The 24760-nt window shown below is 38.5% G+C and carries 21 protein-coding genes, 1 tRNA gene, 3 rRNA genes and 2 riboswitches; of the genes, 9 read left to right on the top strand and 16 right to left on the bottom strand.

What is annotated here, in order from left to right; translation table 11 throughout:
- Positions 1 to 80: 80 nt before the first annotated feature.
- The 7 genes from MKZ17_RS01780 (at position 81) to MKZ17_RS01750 (ending at position 7425) form a co-directional block, all read left to right on the top strand.
- A complete protein-coding gene (locus tag MKZ17_RS01780) occupies positions 81 to 320 on the top strand; it encodes a PLD nuclease N-terminal domain-containing protein (protein WP_340722102.1) in 240 nt (79 codons plus the stop codon).
- Positions 317 to 1222, top strand: a complete 906-nt coding sequence (locus MKZ17_RS01775; protein ID WP_340722101.1) for an ABC transporter ATP-binding protein — start codon at positions 317 to 319, stop codon at positions 1220 to 1222. Before MKZ17_RS01780 ends, MKZ17_RS01775 begins: the two co-directional genes overlap by 4 nt.
- Entirely contained in the window at positions 1219 to 2007 is a 789-nt protein-coding gene (locus MKZ17_RS01770) for an ABC transporter permease (protein ID WP_340722100.1), read from the top strand. Before MKZ17_RS01775 ends, MKZ17_RS01770 begins: the two co-directional genes overlap by 4 nt.
- Before the next feature lie 337 nt (positions 2008 to 2344).
- Positions 2345 to 2659 carry a hypothetical protein gene (locus tag MKZ17_RS01765; RefSeq protein WP_340722099.1) on the top strand — a complete coding sequence of 105 codons (315 nt, stop codon included), beginning with the start codon at positions 2345 to 2347 and terminating at the stop codon, positions 2657 to 2659.
- Positions 2660 to 2815: 156 nt separating this feature from the next.
- Entirely contained in the window at positions 2816 to 5284 is a 2469-nt protein-coding gene (locus tag MKZ17_RS01760) for a hypothetical protein (RefSeq protein ID WP_340722098.1), read from the top strand.
- Positions 5284 to 6150, top strand: coding sequence for an ABC transporter ATP-binding protein (locus MKZ17_RS01755; RefSeq protein WP_340722097.1), 867 nt, complete (start codon positions 5284 to 5286; stop codon positions 6148 to 6150). Before MKZ17_RS01760 ends, MKZ17_RS01755 begins: the two co-directional genes overlap by 1 nt.
- A gap of 96 nt (positions 6151 to 6246) precedes the next feature.
- A riboswitch (TPP riboswitch) is annotated at positions 6247 to 6344 on the top strand.
- Positions 6345 to 6405: 61 nt separating this feature from the next.
- Positions 6406 to 6504, top strand: a riboswitch (TPP riboswitch).
- Between the two features lie 159 nt (positions 6505 to 6663).
- A complete protein-coding gene (locus tag MKZ17_RS01750; protein WP_340722096.1) occupies positions 6664 to 7425 on the top strand; it encodes a 3-oxoacyl-ACP reductase in 762 nt (253 codons plus the stop codon).
- Between the two features lie 391 nt (positions 7426 to 7816).
- Here the strand turns inward: MKZ17_RS01750 and MKZ17_RS01745 are convergent, their stop codons facing one another.
- From MKZ17_RS01745 to groES, 3 genes are all read right to left on the bottom strand, one after another.
- The gene (locus MKZ17_RS01745) at positions 7817 to 7966 is read right to left on the bottom strand and encodes a hypothetical protein (protein WP_340722095.1); all 150 of its coding nucleotides are present in this window, start codon (positions 7964 to 7966) and stop codon (positions 7817 to 7819) included.
- A 297-nt stretch (positions 7967 to 8263) separates the two neighbouring features.
- Positions 8264 to 9895 (bottom strand): chaperonin GroEL, encoded by a 1632-nt coding sequence (groL, locus tag MKZ17_RS01740; protein WP_340722094.1) that lies wholly within the window; start codon positions 9893 to 9895, stop codon positions 8264 to 8266.
- Between the two features lie 116 nt (positions 9896 to 10011).
- Positions 10012 to 10296 carry a co-chaperone GroES gene (gene groES / locus MKZ17_RS01735; RefSeq protein WP_340722093.1) on the bottom strand — a complete coding sequence of 95 codons (285 nt, stop codon included), beginning with the start codon at positions 10294 to 10296 and terminating at the stop codon, positions 10012 to 10014.
- A 190-nt stretch (positions 10297 to 10486) separates the two neighbouring features.
- Between groES and MKZ17_RS01730 the strand changes: the two genes are divergently transcribed.
- Complete coding sequence (locus MKZ17_RS01730; protein WP_340722092.1) at positions 10487 to 11212, top strand: CPBP family intramembrane glutamic endopeptidase; 726 nt, start codon at positions 10487 to 10489, stop codon at positions 11210 to 11212.
- A gap of 48 nt (positions 11213 to 11260) precedes the next feature.
- Here MKZ17_RS01730 and tatC read toward each other — a convergent pair whose 3' ends face one another.
- From tatC to MKZ17_RS01715, 3 genes are all read right to left on the bottom strand, one after another.
- Positions 11261 to 12082 carry a twin-arginine translocase subunit TatC gene (gene tatC, locus MKZ17_RS01725; RefSeq protein ID WP_340722091.1) on the bottom strand — a complete coding sequence of 274 codons (822 nt, stop codon included), beginning with the start codon at positions 12080 to 12082 and terminating at the stop codon, positions 11261 to 11263.
- A 17-nt stretch (positions 12083 to 12099) separates the two neighbouring features.
- Positions 12100 to 12321, bottom strand: a complete 222-nt coding sequence (gene tatA, locus MKZ17_RS01720) for a twin-arginine translocase TatA/TatE family subunit (RefSeq protein ID WP_340722090.1) — start codon at positions 12319 to 12321, stop codon at positions 12100 to 12102.
- Between the two features lie 83 nt (positions 12322 to 12404).
- On the bottom strand, positions 12405 to 13037 hold the full coding sequence (locus MKZ17_RS01715) for a redox-sensing transcriptional repressor Rex (RefSeq protein WP_340722089.1): 633 nt from the start codon (positions 13035 to 13037) through the stop codon (positions 12405 to 12407).
- A gap of 129 nt (positions 13038 to 13166) precedes the next feature.
- Between MKZ17_RS01715 and MKZ17_RS01710 the strand changes: the two genes are divergently transcribed.
- Complete coding sequence (locus tag MKZ17_RS01710; RefSeq protein WP_340722088.1) at positions 13167 to 15104, top strand: ABC-F family ATP-binding cassette domain-containing protein; 1938 nt, start codon at positions 13167 to 13169, stop codon at positions 15102 to 15104.
- A gap of 43 nt (positions 15105 to 15147) precedes the next feature.
- Here MKZ17_RS01710 and MKZ17_RS01705 read toward each other — a convergent pair whose 3' ends face one another.
- From MKZ17_RS01705 to MKZ17_RS01660, 10 genes are all read right to left on the bottom strand, one after another.
- Positions 15148 to 15528 carry a hypothetical protein gene (locus tag MKZ17_RS01705; RefSeq protein ID WP_340722087.1) on the bottom strand — a complete coding sequence of 127 codons (381 nt, stop codon included), beginning with the start codon at positions 15526 to 15528 and terminating at the stop codon, positions 15148 to 15150.
- Positions 15529 to 16084: 556 nt separating this feature from the next.
- A complete protein-coding gene (gene tsaD / locus MKZ17_RS01700; protein WP_340722086.1) occupies positions 16085 to 17098 on the bottom strand; it encodes a tRNA (adenosine(37)-N6)-threonylcarbamoyltransferase complex transferase subunit TsaD in 1014 nt (337 codons plus the stop codon).
- Entirely contained in the window at positions 17098 to 17541 is a 444-nt protein-coding gene (gene rimI, locus MKZ17_RS01695) for a ribosomal protein S18-alanine N-acetyltransferase (RefSeq protein ID WP_340722085.1), read from the bottom strand. Before rimI ends, tsaD begins: the two co-directional genes overlap by 1 nt.
- A complete protein-coding gene (tsaB, locus tag MKZ17_RS01690) occupies positions 17541 to 18245 on the bottom strand; it encodes a tRNA (adenosine(37)-N6)-threonylcarbamoyltransferase complex dimerization subunit type 1 TsaB (protein WP_340722084.1) in 705 nt (234 codons plus the stop codon). The genes rimI and tsaB overlap by 1 nt, the downstream gene beginning before the upstream one ends.
- The gene (gene tsaE, locus MKZ17_RS01685; protein ID WP_340722083.1) at positions 18242 to 18694 is read right to left on the bottom strand and encodes a tRNA (adenosine(37)-N6)-threonylcarbamoyltransferase complex ATPase subunit type 1 TsaE; all 453 of its coding nucleotides are present in this window, start codon (positions 18692 to 18694) and stop codon (positions 18242 to 18244) included. Before tsaE ends, tsaB begins: the two co-directional genes overlap by 4 nt.
- A 176-nt stretch (positions 18695 to 18870) precedes the next feature.
- Positions 18871 to 19209, bottom strand: coding sequence for a hypothetical protein (locus tag MKZ17_RS01680; protein ID WP_340722082.1), 339 nt, complete (start codon positions 19207 to 19209; stop codon positions 18871 to 18873).
- A 175-nt stretch (positions 19210 to 19384) separates the two neighbouring features.
- Positions 19385 to 19460: transfer RNA gene (locus MKZ17_RS01675), tRNA-Asp, on the bottom strand.
- Between the two features lie 262 nt (positions 19461 to 19722).
- Positions 19723 to 19838: ribosomal RNA gene (rrf, locus tag MKZ17_RS01670) — 5S ribosomal RNA — on the bottom strand.
- Positions 19839 to 19897: 59 nt separating this feature from the next.
- Positions 19898 to 22825, bottom strand: a 23S ribosomal RNA gene (locus MKZ17_RS01665).
- Between the two features lie 349 nt (positions 22826 to 23174).
- Positions 23175 to 24726: ribosomal RNA gene (locus tag MKZ17_RS01660) — 16S ribosomal RNA — on the bottom strand.
- Together the 16S, 23S and 5S rRNA genes with 1 tRNA gene alongside form the textbook arrangement of a ribosomal RNA operon.
- Positions 24727 to 24760 lie beyond the last annotated feature (34 nt).

The following is a 24760-nucleotide window of genomic DNA, read 5'->3' as shown; positions in this document are numbered from 1 at the left end:
ATAATAAGAATAATGATTGCAATTTCCTCCCGTTTTCATTATCATTATCAATAACGATAATGAAAACGGAGGTAACGAAAGTGCAATTACATTATGGGATAAATGATATTTTAAATATTGATATAATGGCGATTCTGCCTATTATTTTGCCAATTATTGTTTTAGGTGCGCTTTTAGTTCTAATTGCATTAATCGATTTATACAGACATAGAAAAACGAGAAAAAATGTCGTTGTCTGGACGCTAATTGTTCTATTTGTTAATACATTTGGACCGATTTTATACTTTATTTTGGGTCGAAAGGATAGTGAAAAATCTTGAAATTAGAAATTAAAAATGTATCAAAAACATTTAAAGAAAAGACTGCCGTTAATAACTTTTCGATGGAACTTCAAATGGGAGAATGTGTTGGTTTAATTGGACCAAACGGAGCTGGTAAATCTACTTTAATAAAAATGATTTCAGATATTATTAATCCAAATACAGGTGAAATTTTGCTGAATGGGAAGAAAATATCAAAAATGAAAGGTGAAATTGGTTACTTACCACAGTACCCCAACTTTTTCCATTGGATGACTGCGAAAGAAACTCTTATGTTTATGGGAAAGCTTTCAGGATTAAAAAAAGATCTATTAGTAAACTTAATACCAGAAATTTTGGATAAGGTAGGAATAAAAAACGAGGGGAATTCTAAAGTTGGGACATTTTCTGGTGGAATGAAACAACGACTCGGCATTGCACAGGCATTATTACATAAACCTTCACTTATTATCATGGATGAACCGGTATCCGCATTAGATCCAGTTGGTCGAAGAGAAGTACTGAACCTAATTAAAGAAATAAAAAATGATACAACCATCTTATTATCCACCCATATATTAAGCGATGCAGAGGAAATCTGTAAAAGATTTGTCATCATAAAAGATGGTACAAAAATTGAAGATACTACGATTACCAATTTTCTAAATCATAATAGTGAAAATAAGTTAATTGTTGAAATTACTGCGAAGGATGAAGGCTGGATCGACCTTGTAAAAAAGTTGCCATATGTGAAAGAAGTAGAAGTTGTTGGATTTAAAATCAAGCTAAAAGTTGAAAACATTGAAACAAATAAAAGTAAGTTGCTTAAAAATGCACTCGAACATAATGTGGATATTATTAAATTTGAAATGAATAACGATACGTTGGAAGACATCTTTTTAAAATTGGTGGTGCAGAAATGAAAAAGTTAACGGTTTTGATTATGAAGGAATTTGTTCAAATGACCCGGGATTTTAGAATGATTTGGTTACCTATTGCTTTTATGTTTCTTGGGGCTACTCAGCCAGTAGTGAATTATTATTTACCCTCTATTCTAGAAGCATTGGGTGGTGGTCAAGGAATTACCATTGATCCGAGTCTGACAGCACCTGAAGGAGGTGTAGTTTTAGCAAGTACGTTAGCATCACAATTTGATCAGCTTGGAATTATGATTGTTGTCATTTCTATGATGGGGATTATTCAAACAGATAAAGCGAACGGTATGCTAGCCTTTATTTTAACTAGACCCGTTGGCATTACTTCTTATATAGTTGGAAAAATAATTTCACATTTTTTACTAGCTGTTTTTAGTGTAACTATTGGCTATTTTACTTCTTACTTATACGTAAATTTTCTTTTTTCTAAAGTTCCTTTTTCACATATGATTATTGGATTCGTATTTTATCTTATGTGGGTTCTTTTTATCGTTTCCTTTACAACAATGATTAGTGCTATTTTCAAAAGTCAGGGCGTAATTGCATTAATTTCAATTGTTTTTCTAATAAGTTGCAGATTAGTCGTTGGTTTGAATCCCCTAATTGATCTAATAAATCCAGCTAGTATGAGTCAACATGCAATGGAAACTCTCACTGTAGGATTAATAAGCACAAACGTAATAAGCAATGGATTAATCACGCTTGTTTGGATTATGGTAACTCTCTTTACTACCCATTATTGGATTGCTAATAAAAAGTTTAATAATGAATAGAAATTTCTAAAATCTATAATGATAATGAACCGTTTTTCATATGATTACGTAAGCAAAATGTTAGCATATGTTCCAACCTCTAAATGCCGTGAGTGTTGAACGTGATGCAATGTCTATATAAAACTAGTCGAATCTAACCGAGTTATTTCATCCTCTTTTAAAATGTTGTTTATAAACTAACGATAATTATTAAAATATCTTTTTTAAAACTAACATTTATTAAAATAGTAATATTTGACATAAAAATAATACTATGGAATAATAATGCCAGAATAATCATTGGCCAATTTATTCTAAAAACAGCTTGTTACTATGCTATAAAATAGGAGGAATAACGATGAATAAGTTTAAAGTATTAATTTTAAGTTTAGTAGCCGCCCTCTCTCTTGGTGTAACATCAACTTTTCCAACTGTTCAAGCCACTGAAAGTTTAACACCGAACATTTCTGTAGCATCAGATACAATTTGGTACTCTAAAGAAGTTCCATATACAACTACTCAGTCTATGTGGGTAACTGTAAATCGAAATGGTAAAACATACTCAGGGTATATTTACAATCGCGGTTTTGGTGTTGATAATGTAAATTACTCTTTCTTCTCTGGCACTCTTAGAGTAGGCCCGTATGCCCCAACTAATGTTGAGCACGAATAATTTATAAATTGCAAATCGAATAATTTATAACGCCTCTTTGAGTAGACTGTGAATTTCATAGTGTCGTAAAAATCTACTCAAAGAGGCGCTTATGACAATATTGCACCATCTAATAAAGCGCTTTACTAAACATCCTAACGTATTGGAGGGAAACGATTGAAGGAAGTTATCCGTTTTCTTATGAAGGGTTGGTTAAAAAGTAAATATATTTTATTAGTACCGTTTGTGCTCATTCTTCTCGTTGTCACCCTGCTAATCATTAATAGCACACAATCTGGCGCTACACAACAAGAGCTACAGGAAACATTCGATAATCGAAAAGAAACCGTTCAACTTTTAATTGATCGGTATTTAATTAGAGAACAAATGATTGGCCTTTCACCTGAAGAACGACAAGCATTGGAAAGCCTTTTATTAAAGGAACAATACGTTAAAGAAATTTTAAAAAAATTAAATGATGGAAATTTACAGATAGCAGCTGAAAAGCTTGCCTATCTAAAGGAATACGAAAAATTTATAACTTTCGTTCCTATTCCTTATCTTGGTAAAAATACAGTAAACATTGAGAAACATAAAGCGGAAGCGCTCCTCGAACATAATTTATCTTTTTCAGAACAAATCACACCTTATAAAACTGCCTTATTTACAAAGCAATTATTCCAACTATTATTCAATCCAATTACTGCATTTCTCATGTTACTTATTTTTTGCTATAAGTATATATCAGATAGGGAAAATCGAACATTTGACTTCTTTAAAATAAATTCATTGTCAAATGGAGCAATTTATTATGGCTATATTGTTCCTTTAATATTAATAGTACTTTTATACATATTCATTGCATGCTTCTTGGCGTTATTACCTCCATTATTAACTGGGAATATCAACACAATTTTCTATCCACTGGAAGTAGCTGTGAACACCGAAATCACATTGGTGCCTGTATGGAAGTGGCTCGTCTTTATTCCGATCGGCTGGGGAATTTTTATCTCACTCCTGTTACTTTTAATCATTTGCTTATTCAAGCAGCAAGCTACTTTAGGTTTACTACTCTCACTTATTAGTACGCCAGTCTTATTTGGTTACATCATTTCATTAAAAGTTGGATTTCAAATGGCAAATCCGATTCACTTAATCTCCGCCTATGAAACCCACTTATTACCTACAAATCGTTTTGTAATTTATTTGTTCGTCATGCTATTCTTACTTATTCTTTGTTTCATCATTTCTTATATAGTCATTCGAACAAAAAGTATTAGACTCAAACTTCCTGAATTTAATACAATCAAAAAACAGTATCAATTGACAGGGAAATTAAAGCTTCTCCAGTTTGAGCATGTAAAAAAGAAGCGTAAAGGTCATATCCTTTTTACCTTCCTTCTTTTATTCGGAAGTATTGGAGGTACTGTTGCAGTAGTGAATCAACAGTTCCAAACCATTCCTACAACTGCATTAAAAATAATTGAACGTAATCAAACTACAACGCTCGAACTCCGAACACATTGGGAACTACTCGCAGCTGAATTTGAATTGGAAAAAGAATTGCAACGACTAAATGATGGGATAGAGGTAGATGATGGCAACCTTCATGCAAATACAATTAAACAATTGGACAAACGATATGATGTATTAGAAAGCTTAAAGGATGAAATTCATTCCCCAGACTTCTCTGAAACATTTAGAAAAACAATGAAGTCGTTAGAGCCCGGGTCATATAAAGAGCTGAATAGCACACTTTGGACAGTTACAGAAATGGCATCGGAAGAGCAACAAAACCTTTTAGACGACAAAGGAATCACATCATGGCCACTTGGGCATAAATTGGTTTCTAATTTTGATAACCCTAGTAATGCGATTAATAACGAGCATTATGAAATATTAAGTCTGTTCCAAGAAAGTAATACAAAATATGACAACAGCAGCTTGTTTACTATTTACAAATATTTAGATTGGAACGTAATGTTTATCGTATTACTGCTCTTTGTTTTCTTTCTATGGACAACAATATCCGAGGAGCACAGACCAACGCCAACAATAAATTTTTTAGTAACGAAGCCGATTCTTTACACATCAATTTATATAACAAAATGGGCTTATAATTTAGCGATAGCCTATAGTTTATTGCTTATAAGTGGTGGGCTCATTTTCCTTATTGCTACACTGATTGGTGGCTTAGGTGACGCGAAGTATCCGATGTTAATTTATGCAATGGATCAGCTAGAGGATCACTATTTCTTATCATCCGCCAATAATGCTTATTTTTATTTCGAAAATTTAGCAACGCTTATTGTTAAAAACGGTATTCTAATTTTCGTTCAAATTTTCTTTTTGAATAGCTTGTTTAGCTTCGTTGGGACATTTATGAAAAACCATTATGCAGCCATTGTTGTTACACTCATCATATCAATTCTTGGTTATTCTTTTGGAAACCATTTTATCGAAATCAATACTATGTATTTCAATCCATTTGTTTATTTCGATACATGGAATATTATCGATGGGTGGAAATCAGTTGAAGCAAATGATGGGAAAGTGAATTTCCTAAATGGAACTGTCATTTTATTAATTAGTGGTAGCCTATTGTTCTTTATAGGGCTTTTATTTAGAAGGAAGGTGACATCATAATGGTATTACAAGTAAATAAACTCACAAAAAGGTATAAAAATAAAGCGGTCCTTCAAAATATCTCCCTTTCTATCGATGTAGGAGAGATTATTGGTCTTGTCGGGCCAAATGGCGCTGGAAAATCGACTTTAATGCGCTCTATATTAGGGTTAGAAGAAATTGAAAGCGGCACTATTCACTTGAAGGATATTTCTCATAACGATCCTGAATTTTTTAAATATATTTCATTTTTGCCAAGTGATAATTACTTGTATATGCAGTTAACTGGTTATGATCATCTCTCCTTTGTAGCGAATATTTATAATTTATCGCTTAAAGAAATAGACGATGTTATTGATTTAATCGGTATTCGCTCGTATGTTAATCAGCCTGTTAAATCCTATTCTTACGGGATGCGCCAGCATTTATTTATTGCTTTAAGTATATTAACAAAACCACTTATCATTTTAATGGATGAACCTTTTAATGGATTAGATCCAACGAGTACCATTGAATTAAAACAATTAATTCATACGCTCCATGCGCAAGGAATTAGTATTGTTATTTCAACACATAACTTAGATATATTAGAGGATTTGACAAATACAATTTGGTTTATTAAAGACGGTACACTATTCACAAATAATCTTGTAGCAAATATGAATGTACCATATGAAATAATGTACTTCTATAATGGGGATCTCACTCAATTAATGGGTGAGAGTCATCTTCCTTTCCAAATAAACGAAAATCGTATAATTACAGAGGCAACATACGCGATCGAAAAATATCTTCAATGGTTAATAGAAAATGATGTTCAAATTCAATCAGTGAACCCTATTAAACGAAATTTAGAAGAACTATATCGTGATTTTTATAATGTGTAACATCTATGAATTAAAGAGTGATGCTAGATAGTAGTTTTTGTGAAGATTTATGAGCTTGTTAAAGTAATTTTGTTTTGTTACACTCAAGGTAATTAAATGCATTTGCAGGGGGACACATTTGTGTTGAGAAGGTAAAACCTGACCCTTAGAACCTGACCGTTAATACGGACGTAGGGAGCAAAGTACATACTTATTATTTATTTGTACTTACTAAGGCTCCACGTTTTTTTACGTGGAGCCTTTCTTATGCAAATACTTTAATTGCGGGGGGACACATTTGTGTTGAGAAGGTTAAAACCTGACCCTTAGAACCTGACAGTTAACACTGACGTAGGGAGCAATTATAGGTGTAATCTACACTTTTTTGGCGTCTCTATTTATAGGGACGTCTTTTTTTGCGCTTACGTCCACCAACAGAGGGGGACAACCTATAGGATTTTTTGAAAAAGTGGAAAGAGTAATTGAAGGTGCGGATATAAAAATAAATAAAATTGAGTGAAGGAAGTGTTGAAAATGGACTTAAGTAAACAAACCGTTTTAATTACAGGTGCAAGCAGAGGTGTAGGTTCAGAACTTGCAAAAGCATTTTCAAAAGAAGGTGCTAACGTAATTATTAATTATAATAACAGCAAAGAAAAAGCAGAAAGATTGGCTAAAGACTTGGGAAGTAATGTAATTGCTTTAAAAGCAGATGTACGTAACAAACATGAAGTCGTAGAAATGATTAAAGTAGCAAAGGATTATTTTAATACGCCCGTTACAACAGTTGTTAATAATGCATTAATAGATTTTGAGTTTAATCCACTTACTCAAAAAAATGCCTTTGAATTAAACTGGGACAGTTTTAATAAACAATTTGAAGGAACAATTAGAGGTGCATTGAATTGTATTCAATCTGTTCTTGATGATATGAAAGAATTAGAGTTTGGTCGTATTATTAATATCGGCACAAACTTATTTCAAAATCCCGTTGTAGCCTACCATGAATATACGACAGCTAAAGCAGCTTTACTTGGTTTTACTCGTAATATGGCTAAAGAACTTGGCGGGTACGGTATCACTGTGAATATGATATCCGGAGGTCTTTTAAAACAAACAGATGCTAGTAAAGTTACTACACCAGAAGTATTTCAGATTATTGAAGATTCCACACCATTAAAAAAAGTAACAACACCGAGAGAATTAGCAGATACCGCCTTATTTTTTGCTTCCCCATGGGGACGTGCAGTTACAGGACAAAATTTAGTAGTCGATGGCGGGCTTGTAATGGATTAAAAGGCGATATGTACGGAAGTATCACTTCAGGACCTTAAGCTGTAGTGGGGTCCCGGCGAGGGTTCCACCTACAGTTTTACTTATTATCATTTACTGCACAACTCCTTTCATCTTGGGAAAATTTAATGACAGACTTATAAATATTTGAGGCGAGCAAGTAGAGCACCTAAATGAATTATGATGGACTTGGCCATTCAGATGATCAAATTACTATAAATTATTATCTCCATATTACGTAAGAAGCGGAAAAAAGCGCCCATAAGTTTACATAACTCACGAGGCACTTCGCTACTTAATTAATTTGTTAGCATTTCACTATCTTCAATTGAAAAATGAACTTCGAACAAGAAAAATATAGGGTGGTTTTAGTATACCTATGTTTTCATCCATATTATTTCTCTGTTTTTTCTTGCTTCTTTTTCAAATACTCCGCACGTATTTTTTCAAGTTGCTGCTTTTTATCAAATTTGGCAGGCTTGTTTTTTTCATGATACTTTGTCACTGCTACCTTACCTTTAGTATCCAATTGATATTTTCCCACTTTGTTCACCTACTTTTTTCGTCTTAAAGAGAATCTATTCAACAAATATAATATACCTTATTTTACTGAAGTAAACCTTATTCATGTACCGCTACCTTTGCGTACATCAATAAAAACATTAAAAGCTTCGTAAAATAAATCAAAAAAACCACCTCCCAAGAAGTTACTCTTGGGAAATGGTAATTGGGTTTCATTTAAATTGTGAGTTACACCATTTCAGAAAAAGTGGCTCACAGGAACAAAGGCACCGTTCGCGGCGTCCTGTCGCAACACCTTTGCCCCACATCCTTGTGAATGTTACATCATTCCTGGCATGCCACCCATACCAGACATATCTGGCATACCGCCGCCTGCTTCTGGGATGTCTGCTACTACTGCTTCCGTTGTTAAGAATAATGAAGCAACTGATGCAGCGTTTTGTAGTGCTGAACGTGTTACTTTTGCAGGGTCAACTACACCTGATTCGATCATGTTTACCCATTCGCCTGTTGCCGCATTGAAGCCAATGCCAACATCTTCACGTTTTAAACGATCTACAATAATTGAACCTTCAAGCCCTGCATTTTCAGCAATTTGACGTACTGGCTCTTCTAATGCACGTAAGATGATGCGTACACCTGTTGCAACGTCACCTTCTACTTCTTCAAGCACTTTTTCTACTGCGCCGTAAACGTTAAGAAGTGCTGTACCACCACCTGCTACGATACCTTCTTCTACAGCCGCGCGAGTAGAGTTTAATGCATCCTCGATACGTAATTTACGCTCTTTTAATTCTGTTTCTGTTGCTGCACCGACTTTAATGACAGCAACACCACCAGCTAATTTTGCTAGGCGCTCTTGTAATTTCTCTTTATCAAACTCTGAAGTAGTTTCAGCTAGTTGAGCACGGATTTGGTTGACACGACCTGCTACTGCATCTGTATTACCTGCACCTTCAACGATTGTTGTATTGTCTTTAGATACGATTACTTTTGCAGCGCGCCCTAATGATGTTAAGTCTGCTGTTTTTAAGTCTAAACCAAGATCTTGTGTAATAACTTGTCCACCTGTAAGAATTGCAATATCTTCTAACATTGCTTTACGGCGGTCACCGAAGCCTGGCGCTTTTACAGCTACCGCATTGAATGTACCACGTAATTTGTTTACAACAAGTGTTGCAAGTGCTTCCCCTTCTACATCTTCAGCAATGATTAAGATTGGACGACCTTGTTGAACAACTTGCTCTAATACAGGTAAAATTTCTTGGATATTCGAGATTTTCTTATCTGTAATTAAAATGAATGGGTTATCCAGCACTGCTTCCATCTTGTCTGTATCTGTTACCATGTAGTGAGATGCATAACCACGGTCAAATTGCATACCTTCTACGACATCTAATTCAGTTGTGAAGCCTTTAGACTCTTCAATTGTAATAACACCGTCGTTTCCAACTCGTTCCATCGCATCTGCAATGTATTGACCGATTTCTTCATCTGCTGAAGAAATTGCTGCTACTTGTGCAATTGATTCCTTGTTTTCAACTGGACGTGAAATTGTTTGAAGCTCTGTTAAAGCAGCTGCAACTGCCTTGTCCATCCCTTTACGAATGCCTACAGGGTTTGCACCAGCTGTTACGTTTTTTAACCCTTCACGAATCATTGCTTGTGCTAAAACTGTTGCAGTTGTTGTCCCATCACCAGCGATTTCATTTGTTTTAGAAGCAACTTCTGCTACTAATTTTGCACCCATGTTTTCAAATGCGTTTTCTAATTCAATTTCTTTTGCAATGGATACACCATCATTTGTAATTAATGGTGAACCGAATTTTTTCTCAAGTACTACGTTGCGTCCTTTTGGCCCAAGCGTTACTTTTACTGCGTTTGCTAATTTATCTACACCCGCTGCCATAAGAGAGCGAGCTTCTTCTGAGAATTTAATATCTTTTGCCATACTTTATATTCCTCCTAATATTCATTAATCTATACTTTATGGGTTTATTGTTATTAGATGTGCAGCTAGCTAAGTACTCTATGTAAATACTAGCTGCAATGAATTTTCGTTTATTCTTAGCCAATAATCGCAAGTACATCACTTTCACGTAAAATTAAATATTCTACGCCGTCGTACTTCACTTCTGTACCAGAGAATTTTGAGAAGATAATTTCGTCGCCTACTTTTACGTCAAGCTCAACACGAGTGCCGTTGTCAAGAACACGACCCGTACCTACTGCCACGACTTTACCAGTTTGCGGCTTTTCCTTAGCTGAGTCAGGTAGAACAATACCGAAAGCAGTTTTCTCCTCTACCTCAACAAGTTCAATAATGATTCGATCTCCTAATGGTCTTAACAAGTGAAACAACCTCCTAAAAAATGATATCTTTTAGCACTCTATCAATAAGAGTGCTAACACAATTATTAGTTTAATGAATTCCCTATTTTTTTGCAAGTCAGAACACTAAAAAATTTTGTTTTTTAGCAAATTCATCTACAATAAAGTAAATACGTTTTTTATTGCCAATATAGAAAGAAGGTTTTTCACTTTGACATCAACTACATCGCCAAAATTTAAAACACAAAAAACCGCATTTTATGTGTTACTCACTTATATAATTTGTCAGCTTTCTGTGTTTATCCTTGTATTTATTCCAGATTTTAAAGAATACTTATTACAGTTTATTTCTGCACCATCTAAACAAGAACAATTAATTAAGCTTTCTGCCTGGTGGACGACAGTTTCTTTTGCCATTGCATTTCTCGTAAGCTTTTTCCTAATCCAACGAAATAAGCAATTTTGGAATGTCTTTAAAGGAGAAAAAGCGTCACTTGGTGTATCGATTGGCTGGGGTGTAATTGGCTTCTTCCTAGTATTTTTAGGGCAAACAATTGGGGCCTATATTGAACTTGCATTAGGAATTGAGATGGGTTCAGAAAATACGCAGCAAATTATGGATGTTACAAAAATTGCACCGATTATGATAATTGCCACAGTATTTTTAGGTCCGATTTTAGAGGAGCTTGTTTTCCGCCGTGTTATTTTCGGTTCGATTATTCAAAACTATAATTTCTGGGTTGCAAGCATTATTAGTGCGATTGTATTTGCAGCGATTCATTTAGATTTCACACATATTTTACTTTATACCATTTGCGGCATGATCTTTGCGTTTCTTTATCATCACACGAAGCGTTTAATCACACCTATTATAGCGCACGTTTTATTGAATGGATTTGTAACATTTCTACAAATGAATGCGGATAAGTTTCAGTAGTATGTTGTGACGAAAAAACGCTATCTTCCAACCGGAGATAGCGTTTTTTTATTGATTCATTTGTTCCATTTGGCGCCGTTGTTGTTCAAGTAATTCCTCTACTTGTAACTCACGCCCGCGTTCTTCCTCTTCCTTCATACGCACCGATTCGGCCTCTTCATATTTTTTATAGCCAACTCGAGAAATGACGATACTTATCTCATATAAAATAAAGAGAGGAATTGCAATTATAATGTTCGACACTAAATCTGGCGGTGCCAATAATACCGAAATGACGATTAATACAAAATACGCATATTTACGGAATTTCACCATTAAAGCTGGATTAAGAATCCCAAGGCGTGCTACAAAAAGAGTCACAACAGGGAGCTGAAACAACAACCCAAACGGAATGACTAATTTAAATAAAAATGAAAAATACTCATTTATCCCAATTGTTTGCGTAATGTTTAAGTCATCGGCTAAGCCAATCATAAAACGCATAACAAATGGAAACAAAATATAGTATGCAAAAACCATGCCACCAATACCTAGCAAAAAGGCATAGGGTATGTATTTCAACGTCGCTTTACGCTCCGCTTCATGTAAACCAGGCGTAATAAATGCCCATAATTGATAGAGTAATAACGGCGAAACAATTACAGCTGCCACAATAAATGTTACCTGTAAATAAACCGTTAACGGATCAGAAACACTAAACGCATTCATCGTAATATTTTTAGCATTATCACTAAATTGAATATGACGAATAATAGGCTTTGCTGAATAAAACCCAGCAAATAGAGCAATTACAAAGAATATTGCCACAAAAAAGAGGCGCTTTCTTAGCTCTTCCATATGTTCTACTACAGTTAATTCTCTTGGATTCATGTTAAGACATCCTTAATCTACTTAACGTCGTTTTTGTCGTTATCTTTATGCTCAATCACGTTTTTTTTAATATCCTCATCGTCATCTGTTAAGCCTTTTGTTGCACTTCGGAACTCACGTAACGTAGTCCCCATAGCACGACCTAGTGATGGCAATTTTTTAGGTCCGAAAATTAATAAGGCGATAAGTCCGATGATAATTAGGCTTGTTGGTCCTATGGCATTTAAATGCACAACCATTTCAGCCACCTCCTCTATTATTATGTACATTTTACAGTAATTAACGTAATTTTGCCATTTTTAGTAATGTGAACAATTTGTTACTAATCTGAATTTCGTACTAAATAAATAAGAGCTTGTAATTCCACTGATAAATCAATGTTCATCACCTTTAATGAATCTGGAACAGATAAACGTACAGGCGTGAAGTTTAATATGCCTTTTGCATTCATTTTTACAAGGCGATCCGTCATCATTTGTGCGGAACGAGATGGTACTGTTAAAATTGCTAGCTCCGCGCTAAAGGCCTCATACATTTCCTCTAATCGGTCCGGGTGAAATACCGGAATATCACTAATAACGGTTCCTTCAAGTGGCGCCTTCGTATCAAATGCCACAACAATGCGCGTATTGTGATTTTTTTGGAAGTTGTATTTTAATAATCCATTTCCTAAGTTTCCGACACCAATTAATGCAACATTCATCGCTTCATCCTGATCTAATGTCTGACGGAAAAATTCAAGTAAATATTGCACGTCATAGCCGTACCCTTTTTTGCCGAGTGCGCCAAAATAAGAAAAATCACGGCGAATTGTTGCGGAATCTATCTTCATTGCATCACTTAATTCTTGTGATGAAATTCGTTTTTTACCTTCATTTGCGAAGTTCTTCAAAAATCGATAATACAGAGGAAGTCTTTTCGTTGTTGCTTGTGGAATTTTTGTTTCTGGTTTCACACATTCTCCTCCTATATACAAATGGAAATCGTTTTAATCTTACTAAACAAGTAGCAACAAGTAAAGTATCCATCGTTGCGTACACCCACCCCATCCTTTAAACTGAAAGGAGGAAATTGAGGTGTAAAAATGATTGTATTACAAGTAAATCAATTATATAAATCTTTTGTTACCGATGAAATATTAAGCGGTGTTAAATTAGAAGTACAACATCGCGATCGCGTTGCATTAGTAGGGCGTAACGGTGCAGGGAAGTCAACTTTACTGAAAATAATTGCAGGTCAAATGAGTTATGATTCTGGTGAAATTATTATTCCTAAAGATATTCGCGTAGGCTATTTGGAACAACATGCTGGCATCGATTCATCTTTATCCATTTGGGACGAAATGATGACAATTTTTAGCTCGATTCAAAATCAAGAAAAAAAACTACGCTTTTTAGAACAACAAATGGCCGATCCTGAAATTTACGAAAATAGTGAGCAATACGCACGTGTGATGGCGGAATATGACCAATTACAGCATGATTTCAAAGAAGCTGGTGGTTATCAATATGAAGCAGATACACGTTCTGTATTACATGGAATGCAGTTTTTCCCTGAAGATTATACGAAGCCGATTCAATCGTTATCAGGTGGTCAGCGTACGCGCCTAGCACTAGCAAAGCTATTACTTTCGAAGCCTGATTTATTAATTTTGGACGAGCCAACCAATCATTTAGATATTGAAACACTGTCTTGGCTAGAAGGGTATTTAAAGGGCTATGAGGGCGCCATTTTAATCGTATCTCATGACCGCTACTTCTTAGATCAGATTGTTTCCATTGTTTATGAGGTTTCTCGTACGAAAGTATCAAAGTATGTGGGAAATTACAGTGCTTATTTAGATGACAAGGCGAAAAACTATGAGCGTGACTTAAAAATGTACGAGCGTCAAATGGATGAAAAAGCAAAACTCGAAACATTTATTCAAAAAAACTTAGCACGTGCATCTACTACGAAAATGGCGCAATCACGTCGTAAAGTGCTTGAAAAAACTAGTTGGATGGAATCTCCTGATGGGGACGAGAAAAGCGCAAACTTCGGCTTCACGATTGATCGTCAAAGTGGCAATGACGTACTTTCAATTGATCAGCTTACAGTTGGCTATCCTAATAAAGCTATCTCACACAATATTAACATGCGTATTTTCCGTGAAGATCGCATTGCTTTAGTTGGTCCTAATGGGGTTGGGAAATCAACACTCCTAAAAACAGTTGTAAAGGATTTAGAAGCACTTTCTGGGGATATCCGCTATGGTACAAATGTTCAGATTGGTTACTATGATCAGGAGCAAGCGAAGCTAAGTTCAAACAAGCCCGTATTAAATGAATTGTGGGATGAATGGCCCTTAATGAATGAAAAAGATATTCGAAACATTTTAGGTCGTTTCTTATTTAGTGGGGATGACGTTTCAAAAACGGTAAATTCCTTATCTGGTGGAGAAAAAGCACGGCTTGCTCTTGCTAAATTGATGATGCAAAAGTCAAATTTCCTCGTACTCGATGAGCCAACTAACCACCTAGACCTAGATAGTAAGGAAATTTTAGAAAACGCACTTATTGACTATCCGGGAACATTGTTATTTGTATCCCATGATCGTTATTTCATTAACCGTATTGCAACAAAAGTCGTGGAGCTATCTGGAACTGGCTCATTTGAGTATTTAGGCGACTACGATTACTATACAGAAAAAAAACAAGAGCTTGAGGAACTAGCTGCAATGGCCGCAGCTTCAGTGGAAGCAAAATCAGTAGAAGTTTCCCATGCAAAATCCACTTCGATGATTGACAAAGATGCGAAAAAGCGCGAGCGACAAATTCACCGAGCAATTGAAGACATTGAACAAAAAATGAACGCTTTAAATGAAACGATTGCCATATTCGAAGAACAGCTCTGTGATCCAGCAATTTTTTCAGATCATGAAAAAACTTTCAACATCCAATCGGAATTAAACGAAGCAAAGGAACAGCATGAACTCCTTGAAATGGAATGGCTTGAATTAAATGAAGAACTAGATCACCTATAATTAAAGGAGAACGTATGCAATTTGCAACGTTCTCCTTTTCTTTTTAATGAAAACTTTTTATCATTTGTAATTTTTGATAGGCCATATGCGTACCATATATCCAACCGAGGAAAATAAGTGTGAATAATGCAATGATCCAGTTGAATAGTGCAAATAGTGGTTTCCAAGGGGAATTTATCTTTTTCACTCGAAAAGGTTGACGGTCACCCATACGAATACTATGGAAAATATCTATCATTTGTCCACGTCCATACACAATAGCTAGTGGATAACAAATTAATGCAAATATAATAAACAATCCGCTAAACGATGCGAAATAATACCAACGTCCAATAGAAAAAAAGAAAAATAAAATACTGATTGTCAAAATAAGTCCCACTACTAGTAATAACAACATCTTGTTACGTTCTATTAAGTATTGCATTCATACACTCCTTCTTTGTCATTGCTACCATCCTTATGAAAAAAATTATCTATAAATTACTATTCCATAAAATCAATCCCTTTAAACGACTTTCGACTATTTTCGTCATATATATTGGTCAATATACAAATTTCACTAATAAAACTCCACAATTTTATTCACATTTAAAATGCAGTAATATCAACATATCAACAGTGTTTTCCACATTATCCACATTTAAAAATTAATTTACACACAATACTATGTGTAAAACACACTACTATATATAGATAAATCACATGTTTTCCACAGGTTATTCACAATTTGTGAATAAGTACGCATGTTCGCACATTTTTTTGTGGGCATTTCACATTTTCTGTGGATAATTTTTCAGAAAACTTTTTCTTTAAATAAAAAATTGTTATAAATAAGTTTTTTTTAATATTAAATACTTATTTCGACCTTTTTTATTATTTCAGTAAATTAATTTCATTAAGATTTAGCGGATTAATCAATTAAAAAAAACATGAATCAATGACAATACTTCCATCATTGACTCATGCTTTATATTCCAATATTATTTCCAGCTAGTAAGCTCCATGCCTGGTCGACCATTCATTGCTAAATTTCCACGTACGCCAGCCTCGTACATTTGATAAGCAGCTGCACCAATCATTGCTGCATTATCTGTACAAAGTTTGAGTGGTGGGACATAAAATGGAATGCCTTCCTCGTTAAATGCGCTCTCTAGTGATGTACGTAAACCTTTATTTGCTGATACTCCGCCTGCTGCAATGACTTGCTTCACGCCAAATTCACGTGCTGCACGAACTGTTTTTGCTGTTAATACTTCCACTACACTATCTTGGAAGCCCTTAGCCACATGCTCTGGAATAATTTCCTCACCACGTTGATCCATATTATGCTTATAGTTAATGACCGCCGATTTTAATCCACTAAAGCTAAAGTCATACGATCCTTCTTCTAACCAAACGCGTGGAAAAGATACCGCCTCTGTCGTTTCATGTGCTAGGCGATCAATATGTGGCCCACCTGGATAGGGCATATTCAATACACGTGCGACTTTATCGTACGCTTCTCCTGCTGCATCGTCACGTGTCTCCCCAATGACTTCAAATGAACCGTGCTCACGCATTAATACAAGCTCTGTATGTCCACCTGATACAACTAGCGCTAATAACGGAAACTCCATCGGCTGTACTAAGTTATTCGCATAAATATGCCCCGCGATATGATGTGTGCCAATCAAAGGTAGTCCGTGAACGAATGCAAACGCCTTCGCTGCATTAATACCGATTAATAGTGCACCTACTAACCCAGGTCCTTCTGTTACGGCAACAGCCGTTAATTCTTTTGGTGTCATATTGGCTTGCTTTAAAGCTTCTTCTAATACAATTGTCATTTGCTCAACATGATGACGAGAAGCAATTTCTGGTACTACGCCACCAAATCGTTTATGACTTTCAATTTGCGATGACACAACATTAGAAATTATTTCAGTACCATTTTTAATAATTGCTACAGCCGTTTCATCACAGCTTGTTTCAATTGCTAATATATAGTTTTCCATTATAAATTCACCCACATTACTAACGCATCTTCTTGGTTGTCCGTATAATAGCCTTTGCGAATGCCACCATCCTGGAACCCAAGTTTACGATATAAATTTTGTGCAACAGTATTTGTCACACGTACCTCCAAGCTCATAACGTCCATATTGGCTTCTTTTGAAATGCGAATCGCCTCACGCATAAGTGCTTCCCCAATACCTTGCCCACGCACAGATTCTATCACTGCAACATTGGTGATTTGCGCTGCATCAATGACAAGCCATATTCCACAAAAGCCAATTATCTTCCCACTTTCATCTTCGGCTACCAAATAATGCGAAAATTGATTTTCCGTCATTTCATAATAAAAAGAATCCAGCGTCCAAGGTGTTGGGAATGTGGCGAGCTCAATTGCATAAACAGCCTCTACATCACCGATTTCCATTTTTCGATAACGCACCATTATAATTGCCCCTTTTTTTGTTCCTTAATCCAATTCGCCTCAGCTTCTGCAATACGACGATATTGTGGAACAAAAGTATGAACAGCTTCAACTGCAGGTAAATTTCGTTCTTGTGCAATTGCAATGAGCTCTGAAGCACGTGGTAAGTCTAATGTAAATGGTGCACGTATAGCATTATCCCCTAATATTTCTTTTATTTTTTCAAAATACATTGTAACATCCGTACCAACAAATAAGATCGGTAGGTTGAAGGCTTTTAATTTTTCTAACAAGCCGTCAATATGGTCATGATAATCTTCAACTATCGTATTTAATGAACCACCTTCATACACACCTGCATATACATTTTGTCGACGCGCATCAAATAATGCGCAAATTAAGCCACTTGCCATACGTGCGTTAGCAGCAAGTGCCTTCAAACTTGAAACGCCTACTAATGGCTTTTGTAAAGACCATGCCAGTGTCTTAGCTAATGTAACACCAATACGGACACCTGTATAGGAACCAGGACCTTCTGATACGGCTACAGCATCAATTTGTGTTGCAGCAATCCCAGCCTTTTTCACTACCTCTTCTACTGCAGGCATCGCTCCTACTGAGTGTGTTAATTTAATATTTTGTACAACTTCTGCAATTACTTTGCCATCACGTACAATGGCAACTGAAAGCGGTGCATTCGCTGTTTCTATTCCTAACCAAATCATTTTAATAACTCCTCACAAAGACGGACATACTGTGTGCCCATTGGTTTTAATACAAATTTACGTGCCTGCTCATCGATTCGTGTAATTTCGATTGCCAAACGTTCTTCCGGTAAATCTTCTTCAATTAAATGTGCCCATTCTACAACTGTTACCGCATCTCCAAAAAAAATCTCTTCCCAACCTAAGTCCTCATCGCTATCTGCAAGACGATATACATCTAAGTGATTGAGAGGCAATCGTCCTTCATACTGCTTCATAATTGTAAAAGTTGGGCTATTCACAGTTCGTTGGATACCTAGCCCCTTAGCAAAGCTTTGTGTAAACGTTGTCTTCCCTGCGCCTAAATCTCCTTCAAGCGTTATCGTCATCTGAGGTTCTACAAGTTGTGCTAAATTCTGTGCCAACTCCTGTGTCTCTTGTAAAGAGAATATTTGTTTTTCAAATATCATATTGTTGCTTCCTTCCCGAAAAAAATCCATTACTTCTAGTTTACTTGAACTGAGCCAATTGTTCAAAATGTATCACTTTAAATTGAAAGAGCTATTACTTGGCACTAAAATTTCTTTACATACAAAAAGTGTTATCTCTCCAGATTGAGAAATAACACTTCTTCGTTTTAATTACTTTATCTGTTTGAATTACCTTTTTTCGTTACAACTTCTTTTTCATTTAATTGTCCCTTTTCAAAAGTAATTCGATATCCTCTAGTAAATAGTAGCTCATCATTCCACTCAAATACATTTGGAGCTACTTCCTTGCCGGCTCCTCCTGCAACACGAACAACTTCCATATATGACATTCCTATTTCTAATTGTCCATACTCTTCTTCATTCATAAATTTTTGCCAACTATACGTATTCTTTTCTTCTATTTCAAGTACTTCATCTTTACATGATGTGCTGCTCAATAAAAGGAAAACGACTAAACAAACTAAAAGATATATACTGAATGCTTTTTTGCTCATCGATATTCCCCCCCAGGAAACTTTCCCCTTCAGGAGTTTGATCAAACATTTCTGTTATCTCGAAACTTATAATATGTTGTTTTAAATTAACATATTAGTAAAAATTTTATTTTTTCATTTAAACGTAAAAAAACACAATTCGTTGATTACGAACTGCGTGAGAATTAAATTTAAATGGCGGTCCCGACCGGGATCGAACCGGCGATCTCCTGCGTGACAGGCAGGCATGTTAACCGCTACACCACGGGACCATTTATAGAATCCTTACAGGACAAATATTATTATAACTAGAGATATTAGAAATTACTAGTCTTTTTTAGAAAAAACATATATTTTTATAGAGAATTTTTATTTGAGTATATTATATTCAAAAAATAATATTATTTACTACAGCGCAGATTTGTATAGAAGATGACATAACGCTATTTGATACCAGCGGATGATGTTCGAGTAGACTTATAAATTTTCTTTAAATATTAAAAAAACCACTGAAATCTCAGTGGTTTTTACGTTGCAAAGCGACGTCCTACTCTCACAGGGGGAAGCCCCCAACTACCATCGGCGCTAAAGAGCTTAACTTCCGTGTTCGGTATGGGAACGGGTGTGACCTCTTTGCCATCATCACTTCACTATGAAAGTTTGTTCTTTCAAAACTGGATAAACGTTTCATTGAATTATGCAATAAAATGTGGTTAAGTCCTCGACCGATTAGTATTCGTCAGCTCCATACGTCACCGCACTTCCACCTCGAACCTATCTACCTGATCGTCTTTCAGGGGTCTTACTTACTTGCGTAATGGGAAATCTCATCTTGAGGGGGGCTTCATGCTTAGATGCTTTCAGCACTTATCCCGTCCACACATAGCTACCCAGCGATGCCTTTGGCAAGACAACTGGTACACCAGCGGTGTGTCCATCCCGGTCCTCTCGTACTAAGGACAGCTCCTCTCAAATTTCCTACGCCCACGACGGATAGGGACCGAACTGTCTCACGACGTTCTGAACCCAGCTCGCGTACCGCTTTAATGGGCGAACAGCCCAACCCTTGGGACCGACTACAGCCCCAGGATGCGATGAGCCGACATCGAGGTGCCAAACCTCCCCGTCGATGTGGACTCTTGGGGGAGATAAGCCTGTTATCCCCGGGGTAGCTTTTATCCGTTGAGCGATGGCCCTTCCATGCGGAACCACCGGATCACTAAGCCCGTCTTTCGACCCTGCTCGACTTGTAGGTCTCGCAGTCAAGCTCCCTTATGCCTTTACACTCTTCGAATGATTTCCAACCATTCTGAGGGAACCTTTGGGCGCCTCCGTTACCTTTTAGGAGGCGACCGCCCCAGTCAAACTGTCCGCCTGACACTGTCTCCTACCCCGCTAAGGGGCATGGGTTAGAAGTTCAATACAACCAGGGTAGTATCCCACCGACGCCTCCTTCGAAGCTGGCGCTCCGAGATCTCTGGCTCCTACCTATCCTGTACAAGTTGTACCAAAATTCAATATCAGGCTACAGTAAAGCTCCACGGGGTCTTTCCGTCCTGTCGCGGGTAACCTGCATCTTCACAGGTACTATAATTTCACCGAGTCTCTCGTTGAGACAGTGCCCAGATCGTTACGCCTTTCGTGCGGGTCGGAACTTACCCGACAAGGAATTTCGCTACCTTAGGACCGTTATAGTTACGGCCGCCGTTTACTGGGGCTTCAATTCGCAGCTTCGCTTGCGCTAACCACTCCTCTTAACCTTCCAGCACCGGGCAGGCGTCAGCCCCTATACGTCACCTTACGGTTTTGCAGAGACCTGTGTTTTTGCTAAACAGTCGCCTGGGCCTATTCACTGCGGCTCTCATGCGCTTGCACGCTCAAGAGCACCCCTTCTCCCGAAGTTACGGGGTCATTTTGCCGAGTTCCTTAACGAGAGTTCTCTCGCACACCTTAGGATTCTCTCCTCGACTACCTGTGTCGGTTTGCGGTACGGGCACCTCTCACCTCGATAGAGGCTTTTCTTGGCAGTGTGAAATCAGGAACTTCGCTCATACGAGCTCGTCATCACAGCTCAACGTTATAGTGTGCGGATTTGCCTACACACACGCCTTACTGCTTGAACAGAGACAACCAACGCTCTGCTTACCCTATCCTACTGCGTCCCCCCATTTCTCAAACGGTGAGGAGGTGGTACAGGAATATCAACCTGTTGTCCATCGCCTACGCCTATCGGCCTCGGCTTAGGTCCCGACTAACCCTGAGCGGACGAGCCTTCCTCAGGAAACCTTAGTCATACGGTGGACGGGATTCTCACCCGTCTTTCGCTACTCATACCGGCATTCTCACTTCTAAGCGCTCCACCAGTCCTTCCGGTCTGACTTCAACGCACTTAGAACGCTCTCCTACCACGCATACCAACGGTATGCATCCACAGCTTCGGTGAATCGTTTAGCCCCGATACATTTTCGGCGCAGCGTCACTCGACCAGTGAGCTATTACGCACTCTTTAAATGATGGCTGCTTCTAAGCCAACATCCTGGTTGTCTAAGCAACGCCACATCCTTTTCCACTTAACGATTACTTTGGGACCTTAGCTGGTGGTCTGGGCTGTTTCCCTTTTGACTACGGATCTTATCACTCGCAGTCTGACTCCCGTGTATAAATATCCGGCATTCGGAGTTTGTCTGAATTCGGTAAAGCGAGATGCCCCCCTAGTCCAAACAGTGCTCTACCTCCGGTATTCTCAATCACGAGGCTAGCCCTAAAGCTATTTCGGAGAGAACCAGCTATCTCCAGGTTCGATTGGAATTTCTCCGCTACCCACACCTCATCCCCGCACTTTTCAACGTGCGTGGGTTCGGGCCTCCAGTAAGTGTTACCTCACCTTCACCCTGGACATGGGTAGATCACCTGGTTTCGGGTCTACGACCACGTACTAATTCGCCCTATTCAGACTCGCTTTCGCTGCGGCTCCGTCTTCTCAACTTAACCTCGCACGTAATCGTAACTCGCCGGTTCATTCTACAAAAGGCACGCTATCACCCATTAACGGGCTCTAACTACTTGTAGGCACACGGTTTCAGGATCTATTTCACTCCCCTCCCGGGGTGCTTTTCACCTTTCCCTCACGGTACTGGTTCACTATCGGTCACTAGGTAGTATTTAGCCTTGGGAGATGGTCCTCCCGGATTCCGACGGAATTTCACGTGTTCCGCCGTACTCAGGATACACTCAAGAGGGAATGACTTTTTGACTACAGGGCTTTTACCTTGTTTCGCGGACCTTTCCAAGTCGCTTCATCTAAATCATTCTTTTGTAACTCCGTATAGAGTGTCCTACAACCCCAAAGAGCAAGCTCTTTGGTTTGGGCTCTTCCCGTTTCGCTCGCCGCTACTCAGGGAATCGAATTTTCTTTCTGTTCCTGCAGGTACTTAGATGTTTCAGTTCCCTGCGTCTGTCCTCATCACGCTATGTATTCACGTGTAGATACTATCCGATTAAAGATAGTGGGTTCCCCCATTCGGAAATCCCCGGATCAAAGCTTACTTACAGCTCCCCGAGGCATATCGGTGTTAGTGCCGTCCTTCATCGACTCCTAGTGCCAAGGCATCCACCGTGCGCCCTTATTAACTTAACCAAAAGTTAACACTTAAAGCATTCGCTTTAAGATTTGAGTTACACGTCAATGTTACTTGACTTGTTCAATATCTATAAAATAGAAATTTGATTTATTGCTTTCAATGTCGTTTTATCCAGTTTTCAAAGAACAAAGCTACTGACTTCATTCACTTCGTGAATACCTTCCCTGAATTTACTACATGCAGCTTTGCGACGAAAGCGCTAGCGACAGGAGCAAGTACAGTTTGGATTCAATTAAATAAAGCAGTAATTTGAAGTATTCCATTCATTTAAGAATGAACCTTCAAAACTGAACAGCAAACGTTAATGTTTCATTCCCCAAGGGAATGATTCCGAAAAATCCTTAGAAAGGAGGTGATCCAGCCGCACCTTCCGATACGGCTACCTTGTTACGACTTCACCCCAATCATCTATCCCACCTTCGGCGGCTGGCTCCAAAAGGTTACCTCACCGACTTCGGGTGTTACAAACTCTCGTGGTGTGACGGGCGGTGTGTACAAGGCCCGGGAACGTATTCACCGCGGCATGCTGATCCGCGATTACTAGCGATTCCGGCTTCATGTAGGCGAGTTGCAGCCTACAATCCGAACTGAGAACGGTTTTATCGGATTAGCTCCCCCTCGCGGGTTGGCAACCGTTTGTACCGTCCATTGTAGCACGTGTGTAGCCCAGGTCATAAGGGGCATGATGATTTGACGTCATCCCCACCTTCCTCCGGTTTATCACCGGCAGTCTCCTTAGAGTGCCCAACTGAATGATGGCAACTAAGAATAAGGGTTGCGCTCGTTGCGGGACTTAACCCAACATCTCACGACACGAGCTGACGACAACCATGCACCACCTGTCACCGTTGCCCCCGAAGGGGAAACTATGTCTCCATAGTGGTCACCGGGATGTCAAGACCTGGTAAGGTTCTTCGCGTTGCTTCGAATTAAACCACATGCTCCACCGCTTGTGCGGGCCCCCGTCAATTCCTTTGAGTTTCAGTCTTGCGACCGTACTCCCCAGGCGGAGTGCTTAATGCGTTAGCTGCAGCACTGAGGGGCGGAAACCCCCCAACACTTAGCACTCATCGTTTACGGCGTGGACTACCAGGGTATCTAATCCTGTTTGCTCCCCACGCTTTCGCGCCTCAGTGTCAGTTACAGACCAGAAAGTCGCCTTCGCCACTGGTGTTCCTCCAAATCTCTACGCATTTCACCGCTACACTTGGAATTCCACTTTCCTCTTCTGCACTCAAGTTCCCCAGTTTCCAATGACCCTCCACGGTTGAGCCGTGGGCTTTCACATCAGACTTAAGGAACCACCTGCGCGCGCTTTACGCCCAATAATTCCGGACAACGCTTGCCACCTACGTATTACCGCGGCTGCTGGCACGTAGTTAGCCGTGGCTTTCTAACAAGGTACCGTCAAGGTAGCGCCAGTTACTACGCTACTTGTTCTTCCCTTGCAACAGAGTTTTACGAACCGAAATCCTTCTTCACTCACGCGGCGTTGCTCCATCAGGCTTTCGCCCATTGTGGAAGATTCCCTACTGCTGCCTCCCGTAGGAGTCTGGGCCGTGTCTCAGTCCCAGTGTGGCCGATCACCCTCTCAGGTCGGCTACGCATCGTTGCCTTGGTGAGCCGTTACCTCACCAACTAGCTAATGCGCCGCGGGTCCATCTTATAGTGACAGCCGAAACCGTCTTTCAACTAACTGACATGTGTCAAAAAGTATTATTCGGTATTAGCTCCGGTTTCCCGAAGTTATCCCAATCTATAAGGCAGGTTACCCACGTGTTACTCACCCGTCCGCCGCTAACATCATTGGAGCAAGCTCCAAATCAATTCGCTCGACTTGCATGTATTAGGCACGCCGCCAGCGTTCGTCCTGAGCCAGGATCAAACTCTCCATAAAAGTAGTTTGAAAGCTCATTTGCTTTGCTAGCGAT

The sequence above is a fragment of the Solibacillus sp. FSL R7-0682 genome (assembly GCF_038005985.1).
Taxonomy (GTDB): domain Bacteria; phylum Bacillota; class Bacilli; order Bacillales_A; family Planococcaceae; genus Solibacillus.
This window is presented reverse-complemented; position numbering and strand designations above follow the sequence as displayed.